The organism is Flavicella sp., assembly GCF_037132785.1.
GTDB lineage: Bacteria > Bacteroidota > Bacteroidia > Flavobacteriales > Flavobacteriaceae > Flavicella.
The window spans coordinates 1-10,563 of record NZ_JBAHZZ010000199.1; the positions used below are offsets into that span (position 1 = coordinate 1).

Annotated in this window: 5 protein-coding genes; all 5 read right to left on the reverse strand. The window is 32.7% G+C overall.

Features of this window, described 5'->3' with window-relative positions:
• Nucleotides 1-165: 165 nt before the first annotated feature.
• Nucleotides 166-849 (reverse strand): hypothetical protein, encoded by a 684-nt coding sequence (locus tag V5787_RS12545; protein WP_336893547.1) that lies wholly within the window; start codon nucleotides 847-849, stop codon nucleotides 166-168.
• Nucleotides 850-853: 4 nt separating this feature from the next.
• Nucleotides 854-4,150: an alpha-amylase family glycosyl hydrolase gene (locus tag V5787_RS12550; protein WP_336893548.1), complete on the reverse strand. Its 3,297-nt coding sequence runs from the start codon at nucleotides 4,148-4,150 to the stop codon at nucleotides 854-856.
• Between the two features lie 178 nt (nucleotides 4,151-4,328).
• Nucleotides 4,329-5,660, reverse strand: coding sequence for a SusE domain-containing protein (locus tag V5787_RS12555; protein WP_336893549.1), 1,332 nt, complete (start codon nucleotides 5,658-5,660; stop codon nucleotides 4,329-4,331).
• An 18-nt stretch (nucleotides 5,661-5,678) separates the two neighbouring features.
• Nucleotides 5,679-7,301: a RagB/SusD family nutrient uptake outer membrane protein gene (locus V5787_RS12560; RefSeq protein WP_336893550.1), complete on the reverse strand. Its 1,623-nt coding sequence runs from the start codon at nucleotides 7,299-7,301 to the stop codon at nucleotides 5,679-5,681.
• A gap of 13 nt (nucleotides 7,302-7,314) precedes the next feature.
• A complete protein-coding gene (locus V5787_RS12565; protein WP_336893551.1) occupies nucleotides 7,315-10,248 on the reverse strand; it encodes a TonB-dependent receptor in 2,934 nt (977 codons plus the stop codon).
• Nucleotides 10,249-10,563 lie beyond the last annotated feature (315 nt).

Genomic DNA, 10,563 nt, shown 5'->3' on the forward strand with positions numbered 1-10,563 from the left:
ATGTAGGATTTTGATTTTTTTTCATCTAAAAGAGTCTCAATTTATACTCTTTCTTTACGAGTAAGTCGTCTATGTTTTTTTACTGCCATTTTACAAATCTATAAATTTAGATTTGTTGCGTTAAGTTATTGAATGGAGGAAGCTTTAAAAGTTTGGCTTAAAATTTTAAAAACTGGTCGTGAAGCTCCATAATTGACCAATAGTTTTTCCGTCATTTGTATCAATAGCTTCTACTTTCCAATAATAGTTAGAATTAGAGTCGATAGTTATTTCAGTAGATGTGTCTGAAATATTTGTTAAAACTAAAATAGGGTTCTCTGTTTTTCCTATATAAAGATTGTAAACAAGATTGTCATTATCTATGTCTGAGCAATTCCATTCTAAAATTATTCTGTCTGAATCTAAACTAGCTTCCATTTTAGGAGCTACCAATTCAGGCATAAAAGGGAGGTTATTTTCTAATCCGATGCTTTCTGTATAGAGATTCCATATTTCTGAAAAATCGCTTTTATTTCCTTTACTATCAATAGCCTGGACTCTCCAGTAATAAGCAGTTTCCTTTTCTAATTGTAAGTTCTTTAGGGTTCCTATAATTGTTCCGCTTTTAACAATAGCATTAAACATATTGTCAGTAGAAACCTGATAATAGTAATTGACTTCATCTCCTTCGTAATCAGTCGAACTCGCCCATTCGAAATCTAAATTATCAGAAGTGCATAATTGATTGTTACTTGGATTTAAGAGACTAGGTATGTCTGGAGCTTCATTTATTTGGTTTGTTTCAGTTGATTCATCTTGACTACATGAAACAATAAATAATATACTTAAGGTATAGAGTAAATTCTTCATGTTGTTATTTTTTTATTAATTTGATTGTGTTTGTAGATTTTCCAATCGTTTTGATAAAGTAAATACCGTTAGAAAGACTGGTTAAATCTAGATTTATAATTCCATTTTTTATAATAGAATTGTCTGAGTAAACCGTTTTCCCAGTCATATCTATTACCTGAATACTAACGTTTTCTGTTATGATATTTTCGAAAATCAAAGTGATATTACCTTTACTCGGATTTGGATAGGCCGTAAAAGTGCTGTTTGTAATAATAGTTTTGTTTAAGATTCCTTCACAATTATTTGCAGATTCAATAATTAATTGATCTCCCACTTTTGTGGCAATATTAAAATTGGATTCACTGGTGGTTTTTGTATTTATATTGTTTAGAAGTACTTTATAAGGGGCTGTACCCGTTAAAATATTGATGTTTGTAATGATGTTATTTCCATTTATTTTACTTGTGATTTTCCCTGACAAGTCGCTTCCAGCTTCAATTGTTAATTCATAACATTGTTCAAAACTGGGGTCTTGTTCAGTATAGATACACAATTGGTAAGTGTTTGCAGTGATGTTTTTAATAATTAATTCTGTTTGAAAATTGTATTCTTCTCCATTAAAAAGAGCAGTAAAATTATAGTTTTTAACGGAGTTAATTGTCAGTATTCCATTATCCTGTCCCGCACAAGTTTCACTTGTAGTTTTTATAGTAAAATTTTCTGTATCTAAAGTAAAAAGTGCACAGCCATTTTCATCAACCACAGCACCTTCAAGAGTATTAGGACATAAATCTAATAGATCATTTATACCATCATTATCACTATCGTCATTTTCTGTTCCTCCTCTAGGATCATAAACTTTTTTAGTGGTATATAATTTATATTGCCCTGCGTCTAAGTTTATTGTTTGGTTTGTACTGCTAAGTTCTAATATTTCACCAGAGAAGTATTCATACCAAGTACCTGTTTGAGTAAAATTTATGTCAATCTCAGAATTTTCGATATCAAAATTCCCTAAAACAATGGCATCCATTTCTGTACCATTTAAAGTGATTGATTTTAAAAGTTCTGAGGTGTTTAAGCTAAAATCATTTGTGTTAAAAACTTCGTGTTTGTTTTTAAAAGCAATAAATGTACTCCAAGTATCATAAATGTGTTTTCTATTTACATTAGTAAAATATTCCCATAATACAGGTTTTTGACCTGTTCTACCATTTTCGTCAATGCTTATATCATACCCTAATTCTCCAAATTGCCAAATCATTTTAGGACCAGGAATAGAAAACAGAAAAGCACCAGCAGTTTCTTGACGAGACAATGCTGTATTGAGATTTTTTACAGAATAGTTATCCGTTTCGTTACCGTATTCTAAGTTTTTGTACATCATACGTTCTTCGTCATGACTTTCCATATAACCTAAAACAGAAGGAGTATTCCAACCTCTTTGTTTATAAGAAATCCAATCTATATTATCTCCAAAGCCCATGGTGTTTTCAGTATAACTATGATTTAAATTTCCCCAAAGCAAAATTCCATAATCAGCCAATACTTTTTCTTCGGAATTGTCGGATAAATGTTCAAAAATAACATACGGTTTGTTGTTGATGTCTGTATTCCAAACATGGTCTGTATATTCTTTTAAAATCTCAATTCTATCAGCATCGTAGGTACTAGCCCAGTTATCTTCACCTTCATAGATTGTATTTGAAAAACCTTTAGTAAAATCAAATCTAAATCCATCAATTTTATATTCGTTCATCCAATAGCTAAGTACATCTTTAAAAAAAGCTTTTGTATAGGTGCTGGTATGATTAAAGTCGTAACCCCAATGAGCAGAAGTATTATCTATTAAATTATGATTTTCATTGTACCATGGATTGTCTTCGGCAGGTTTACTAGTGTTTTCATTCCAGTACATTTGTAACAATGGAGATTGACTGTATGAATGATTGAATACTACATCGGACAATACTGCAATTCCTCGTATATGACATTCGTCGATGAAATTTTTAAAATCGTTTTTAGTTCCATATGCCTTGTCTAAAGCTAAATAGAATGAGGGATTATAACCCCAGCTATCATTGCCTTCAAATTCATTAACGGGCATCAATTCTATGGCGTTAATGCCTAGTTCTTTTAAATAATCTAGATGTGTTATTGCTTCGTTAAAAGAACTTTTTTCTGTAAAATCACGTATATGCATTTCATAAATAACCAAGTTGTCTTGATTTGGTCTAACAAATGTTGATGTAGACCAAGCGTAAGGTTCTTCAGCTATTTTAAAGCTAGATACGTTTCCAGTAGTAAAGCCAGTGGGATAGGGTTTTAAATCGGGGTAAGTAATATTGTTTATATAAATGTCATTATTAGGGTCTAATATCTTTTCGGAATAAGGGTCTGCAATTTTTATTTGATAGTCTATATAATATTGATACGCGTATTCCTCTGAGCTATCTAAGTTATAAAGTGTAATCCAAAAGTAGTCACCATCCTTATGCATTAAATAATTTTCGTCGATAGTCCAGTTATTAAAGTCGCCTAAAAGAACGATGTCTGATTTGTTTGGTGCTAATAAAACAAAAGTAACTTCATCATTTTCAATGGTGATACCACTTTTTTCGTTATTAGGTCTAGCAATGTTTTGAGTTGTTGTTTTTATAAAAATATTTAACGAGGTAGTTTTTGTTTCTTCTCCATTAATGGCAATAGCTTTTATGGTGTGGTTTCCTGTTGTTATAAAAGAATAATCGGCACTAATTGAACTAGTGTTTGTTAGTTTTGAAATTGATATATCATCAATTAAAATCTCTAGGTCTGCGGCTACAGTTGTTTCCGCAGTAAATGTTATATTTTGATTTTTTTCAAAAGCACTTCCTTCTGTAGGGTAGGAAAAAACGATGTTTAATTTATCGTCGTAAATTGGAATAAATATATCTGATCCGTTTTGTAGACTTCCATCAGTAGATCTGATAACGATAGAGATTTCAGTAATCGTTTTATTTGTTTCGACAGTATAAAAAGTATGAATATTAGGTGATATTTTTAATCGATATAAGTTGGAATTGCTGTCATCTCTGGTGAATTTTGGTTGGGTGGTATTGTCGTTCCATGTTCCAATTACATATTGCCATTGTTCACTATCAATTGTAACACTAGTATGAGCATATATATCACCTGTATAATCTGCTAGTGGAGTAGAGCTTGCATCAAAAACTAAAGTAATTTCGCTGTTAATAGTTGGTATTAACGGGCTAGTTGTAATTTGACTAAAAAATATATTTGGGATTGCTAAAATGAAAATGAGTAGTAGTTTTTTCATAGAAAAGTCACTTTTATATTTGTAGATAGTGATGTGTATCACTGCTGAATAGTTGTTTCAGATAAATAATATGTTTATTTGGTATAAGATACACCTCAAGAACTTCTCAAGAGATGTATCTGTATTATAGTAATTATATTAAAACTATTATTCTGGTTGAATAATAGTTGTATTCTTTTTATTGTTTTGTAAGCGTATAGGTAGGAGTGTTTGGGTTAGAAAAGTCCAATGTAAAATCATAAACCCCTGCTGTAACAAGAATATTGTTGTTGTCATCACCATCTAAAATTCCATCTAAAGTTGCATCACCGTAGCTTAGGCTCCAATCATCATTTGTGCGGAACTTAATTTGTCCGTCAGTTAAGACCATATCATTCAAATACCAAACACCTTCTTGACTAAAATCTAAATTAAATTTTGTATCTGGTCCATCCCATTGATTTGGTGTTGCATCTCCTACAATTCCCCAAACATCAATAGCCTCAATAGAATATTCAAGAGTGTTTGTGTTTACAGTTACTAGATAATTTCCTGCAGTTACAGCAATATCGTTATCAGAGTCCGTATCTAAAATACCATCTAAATTAGCGTCACCATAACTAACATCCCAAGTGTTGTTTTGTCTTATTTTAATAACACCGTTAACCAAAGCTACAAGAGCCTTCCATGTGTCTGAGGTAGAGTCGTATGTCATAGCAAGGTCTGGTCCATCCCAACCATTTGCTGTTGCACTTCCTACAATTTCCCATGTGTATGCTTCTATTGAGTATGCAAGTGTTGTTTCATTGAATAAAACTTTATAAGTTCCTGCAGTTACAGCAATATCGTTATCAGAGTCTGTATCCAATATCCCATCTAAATTAGCATCTCCATAGCTTACATCCCAGGCGTTGTCTTTTCTTATTTTAATATCTCCATCTATAAAAGTTGCATAGGCAACGTATTCATTTGGAGTACCTGTTTCATAAAAAGGTATGTCTGGTCCATCCCAAGAATTTGGTGTTGCACTTCCTACAATTCCCCAGTTAGTCGATAAATCTATTTTATCTGCATAAGTTGTTAGATTGATTGTGATAATGTCAGATTCTTTTGATAATGACCCAATGGTTGCAATTATTTTTACTTGAAGATCTGTTGCTTGCTCAGCTATAATCTCGTTATTGGTAAGAAATGTATTCAATTCTTCAACTTCAAAAGTTTTTTGAGTATCGTCAGTAATTGTAGCGATAGCAAGATCGGAGTAATTAGTTAGATCCGAAGCAATTATTACTTGGTAACTTGGGTTTTCTGTATTTACTCCAAAGTCGGGTTCGTTCCAAGAAATGGTCAATGCATCTTGTCCTATGTTGTCTTTAAGTAGAACTACGGAGTCATCTGATGAGTGAACAAAAATACTAGCATCTTCTGAAGTAGTGTCTAGAATGACGTGATCGTTAATGTCGTCTGTACAAGCACCTAATAGAAGTAGGGTTGTCAACATCAACATATATGAATATATAGATTTTTTCATTGTCTTAATTTAGTAAGATTAATAATTTGGGTTTTGTTCAAGATTTGAATTTACATTGATAACATTACTAGGAATCGGATAAATATTTCTATAAGAATCTACACTTGTTCCGGAAGAAACACCCCCTTTAAAAGGCCATAGGTAAGTTGCAGTAGTAAACAAATCGTAACGTATTAAGTCTGTTCTTCTAAAACCTTCCCAGTACAACTCTCTTGCTCTTTCGTCTAAAATAAATTCTAAACTCAAATCAGCAGTAGTTATATTTCCATTACTGTTTCCGTAGGCACGTTCACGTAATTCGTTAATTTTATTAACAGCTTCACCTTCAGAACCACCAGATCCGCCTCTTTTAACAGCTTCTGCATAATTCAAATAAATTTCAGCAACTCTTATCAAAGGAATGTCTGTGTCAACATAATTTCCAGAAGAATCACTACCAGCATTTCCATTGATATCAACATTTTTAAATTTATGAATTGCATAACCATCTTCAAATGCATTAGCAATTGTTGTAATCTCGTAGTTTTGCTCGTTTACATAAAACATAGCACGGTTGTCTACCCACGATATTGGTTCGTTATTCCCATTTACTTCATCACTTTCAAATTTTGAAACTAAAGCTTTTGTAGTACGGATTCCTCCCCAACCACCATTCACACCTGAAAGTGTTGGATCCATTGTTCCACCTAAAGAAGCATGTACAATAAAAGTTGATCCTCCCCAGGTTTGAGATTGAATTCCATCAAAAGCAGCTACAAAAATATTCTCATTTTGTGCTCCGTTTGTATCATTGTCAGCTAAAAATAATTCATCATAAGCAGAACCACTTCCATTTCCATCTGACGTATTAACAGAATAGCCAGAGTTGAATACTTTAGTAGAGTAGGTTATACATTCAGTATATTTATCTTGGCCGATAAGCGTCTCTGCATTCAAATAAAGTCTAGATAATAGTGCCTGAGCAGCAGTTGCATCAACTCTTGCATATTCATTACTTCTACTAGATTTCAATAAGCTTTCTATAGCCAAAAGTTCAGATTCAACAAAAGCAAATATTTCAGTTCTATTACTTTGAAATGGTAATTCAGTTTGAATTTCTGTTAGTAGTGGAACATTGGCGTATAGATCCATTAAATTGTAATAAGTATAGGCTCTTAAAAAACGAGCTTCTGCAATAAATTCCTGTACATCAGTATCTGAAGCTAGTACCTCTGCATTTGCAATAAATGAATTGGTAAAAGAAATTTCTTGCGCCAAACGGTAATACATACCTTCGACAAAAACATTACTTGATGTCCAGTTCATTTCATGTAAATTTGGCAACCCAGGATCTTCCCATCCAATTACACCTGTGTCTGTGGTCAATTCTTGAAGATTGAAAAGCATACGTGTAAATTGAGAAGAACCTTCATCAATCCCTGTGATATCTGGATTACCAGCAGGTCCAACTTGTCCTGTTAGTGCTAATGCTGCATAAACTTTGGCTAGAGCCATTTTCGCCTCTGTTTTGTTGGAAAAAACATCTAGTTCTGTAAAACTATCTGGATCAATTGGGTCTTGGTTCAAGTCATCTAAACATGAAGTTAGAAAAATTGAAGTCAAGACACTTACGATGGTTAATTTTATATATTTTGATTTCATAATTTTGTTTTTATTAAAAATTAACATTTAATCCGGCTAAGAAAGTTTGAGGTCTAGGGTAAAGGTTATTATCAATCCCTCCTTGAATTTCAGGATCTAGTCCATCATAATCTGAAACGGTTAGTAGATTCTGAACGGTTCCATAAACTCTTATACCTAGTGTTTTAGTGATTTTTTTAGGAATTGTATATCCTAGTGTAATGTTGTCAATTTTAAAGAAAGAAGCATTTTTTACATAATAATCACTTCTAAGGTTAGTGTCAGTAATTGTTGTAAACCCTGAGTTTAAGTAGTCAGTACTTAAATTGCTTAAGATATTGTTTGCAGTAGCTAAATGTTCATAACCTATGAAAGAAGAAACGTTGTCGTAAACGTAGTTTCCCAAACTAGCTCTTGTTGATATATTAAAATCCCAATTTTTGTAGTTTACAGACGAACTAAGCCCCATGGTAATGTCTGCATTTGGACTGTTACAGAAATAGCGATCTTCTTCTGTGATTTTACCATCGTTGTTTCTATCCACATAGACTCCTTCTATTGGTTTGTTATTTTCATCATAAACTTGTTCATATACAAAGAATGAAAATGCCTCTTGACCTTTTTCATGTCTTTGTATAGTGTTTCCTGTTCCTCCTGAGATTCCTCCAACATCTTGTATGTCAGGCATTCTAGTGATTTCGTTTTGGTTGAAGGCGATATTGTAATTAAGTGTCCATCTCAAATTTTCATTTTGAATAGGCACAACATTAACGGCGAATTCAATTCCGCTATTTTCCATATCACCAATGTTTGCGTCAATTCGGTTTCCAAAATTCGTAAAAGGATCAATAGTTGAGTTGGCGATCAGATCTTCAGTCTTCTTTATATAGGCATCTAAAGACCCACTAATACGCCCCTTGAATAGGCTATAATCTATACCAGCATTAAAAGTACTTCCAATTTCCCAACGTAAATCTTCATTTATTGGCTCTGGTCTATATGTTTGAGAGAAGCTATCTCCGAATTGGTAAGAAGCTCCTTGTTCACTAGCAGTATATCTAGTTAAATATTGATATGGATTAAGACCATTTACATTTCCTACTTGACCATATCCTATACGAACTTTAAGATTGTTGATAATATCTGAATCGTTTAAAAACTCTTCGTTTGTCACATTCCAGGCCAAAGCAACTGAAGGGAAATACCCCCAACGGTCATCAGGATTTAATAATGAAGAAGCATCTGCCCTAAGAGTTGCCGTTATTAAGTATTTATCTTGGTAGTTATAATTTGCTCTACCAAAAAAGGAAATTAATACATTCTTACTTTTGTCAACAGTTGAATTGTACAAGTTTTCATTGCTATCTTCAAAATAATCATATTGTTCATTGAAATTATCAAATTCAAATTTTTGGTAAGAGTAACCAAGCATCATTCCTATATTGTGATCTTTGTTTAATTCTTTTTTATAATTTAAGTAAAAATCCAGTAGACTATTCTTTGACTCATTAGAATAAGTGTCTTTCTCTCCATTATAACCAATAGTTGTGGTAGGCATTCTACGATCTGTAACGACATGACCTTCACTAGTAGAGTTGTCGGTACCTACATTTAATACAGCAGTTACGTCGGGCATAAAATGTAATTTATAATCAAATTTTATATTACCAATAAATCGATAAACATCAGAAAGGTCATTTTTTAGATTTAACAAAGCAATTGGGTTTGTTGGAGCTAAGTTGTATATGTTATCTGTTGCGGGATCAATCCAAGTAGAATATCCTCCATATTTTGAGTTTTCGTCATAAATAGCCTGCGTAGGGTCGTATCCAACGGCAGATTCAATAGAGCCTCTGTTAGCAAATCGATTCTTGATAATAGAAGTATTTGCGTTTAGTTGAATTTTTAAATGATCATCAAAAAATTGAGGAGTCAAAGAGACCTTTGCAGTAGTTCTTGTTAAGTTGTCGGTTTTTAAGACACCGTCAGTATCAGTAAATCCAACAGATACACGGTATGGTAAGTTTCCAGCGCTTCCAGAAAGACTTAAATTGCTTTCTGTATTGAATGCCGTTTGATAAATTTCATCTTGCCAATTTGTATTGCTAGCTCCTAATAGAGCAATTTGATCTGCAGTTCCTATTTCATTGATTAGAGTTCTAAATTGATTAGGGTCAAGAACAGAAACATTGTCTAATACACTAGATGATGAAAAATTTGTATTAAAACTAACTTTGAAATCTTGGCCAAGACTTCCCTTTTTAGTTGTAATCATGATAACACCATTTGCAGCTCTAGATCCAAAAATAGCTGTAGAAGAAGCATCCTTAAGAACGGTCATAGTTTCGATATCTGCTGGGTTTATTGAATTCAAGACATTTCTAGATCCTCCAATTCCACCATCATTCATTGGAACTCCATCAATAACAATCAATGGGTTTGATGTCAATGTTAATGATCCTGTTCCTCTAATTCTTATTTGTTGTCCTTCACCAGGTGCTCCACCTGCAGAGGTAATGTTTACACCAGCAACTTTACCTTGGATTAATGTTTGTGCAGAAACAACAGCACCTTTGTTAAAGTCTTTTGTTCCAACTGCTGTAACAGCACCCGTAAGGTCTTTTTTACGAGCCGTACCATAACCAACTACAATAATTTCATCTAAAGCCTCCGCGTCCTCTATTAAAGAGATGGATAAAAACTTAGTACTTGTAGCATTTTGTTCTGCCGTTTTAAATCCTATGTATGAGAAGATTAAAATATTTTCTCCTGTAGTAGAGTTTAATTCAAAATTTCCGTCAAAATCCGTAGAAGTACCTGTTGAGGTTCCTTTAATGATTATACTTACTCCGGGAAGTCCTTCTCCCGAAGATTGTTCCACTACCTTTCCTTTAATTACGTTTTGGGCGAATACACCGAAAGACATAAGGCAGAGAATTCCAATTGATAATAAATGTTTTTTATTCATATATTGATTCTTTAAATTATGTTTAGAAATTTAACAATATTTTACACTTCACTCTCCGAAAGTATATTTAAAAGTTTGCATAAAAAAACGAAAAATACACGAAAACGTTTTCGTGTTGATAACTTTTCTTACTCTAACGTTGTAGTAGTTTTTGTTTTTTTGTTACGCTTATTAATATTAACCTCGCATCTATATATCGTTAGTTTTACGCAGCATATTTTATGTTGTGATGTTTAAAATATTTGACTACCCTTTTGCAGTCATTTTGAAGTGTTTTCATGTGATTTTCTGAATTTTCCTTCATCTTTTCTTGTG

What these genes read in the sequence shown, in the direction of transcription:
- V5787_RS12545 (WP_336893547.1), bottom strand. Translation starts at nt 849, where the DNA reads ATGAAGAATTTACTCTATACCTTAAGTATATTATTTATTGTTTCATGT.
- V5787_RS12565 (WP_336893551.1), bottom strand. Translation starts at nt 10,248, where the DNA reads ATGAATAAAAAACATTTATTATCAATTGGAATTCTCTGCCTTATGTCT.
- V5787_RS12560 (WP_336893550.1), bottom strand. Translation starts at nt 7,301, where the DNA reads ATGAAATCAAAATATATAAAATTAACCATCGTAAGTGTCTTGACTTCA.
- V5787_RS12550 (WP_336893548.1), bottom strand. Translation starts at nt 4,150, where the DNA reads ATGAAAAAACTACTACTCATTTTCATTTTAGCAATCCCAAATATATTT.
- V5787_RS12555 (WP_336893549.1), bottom strand. Translation starts at nt 5,660, where the DNA reads ATGAAAAAATCTATATATTCATATATGTTGATGTTGACAACCCTACTT.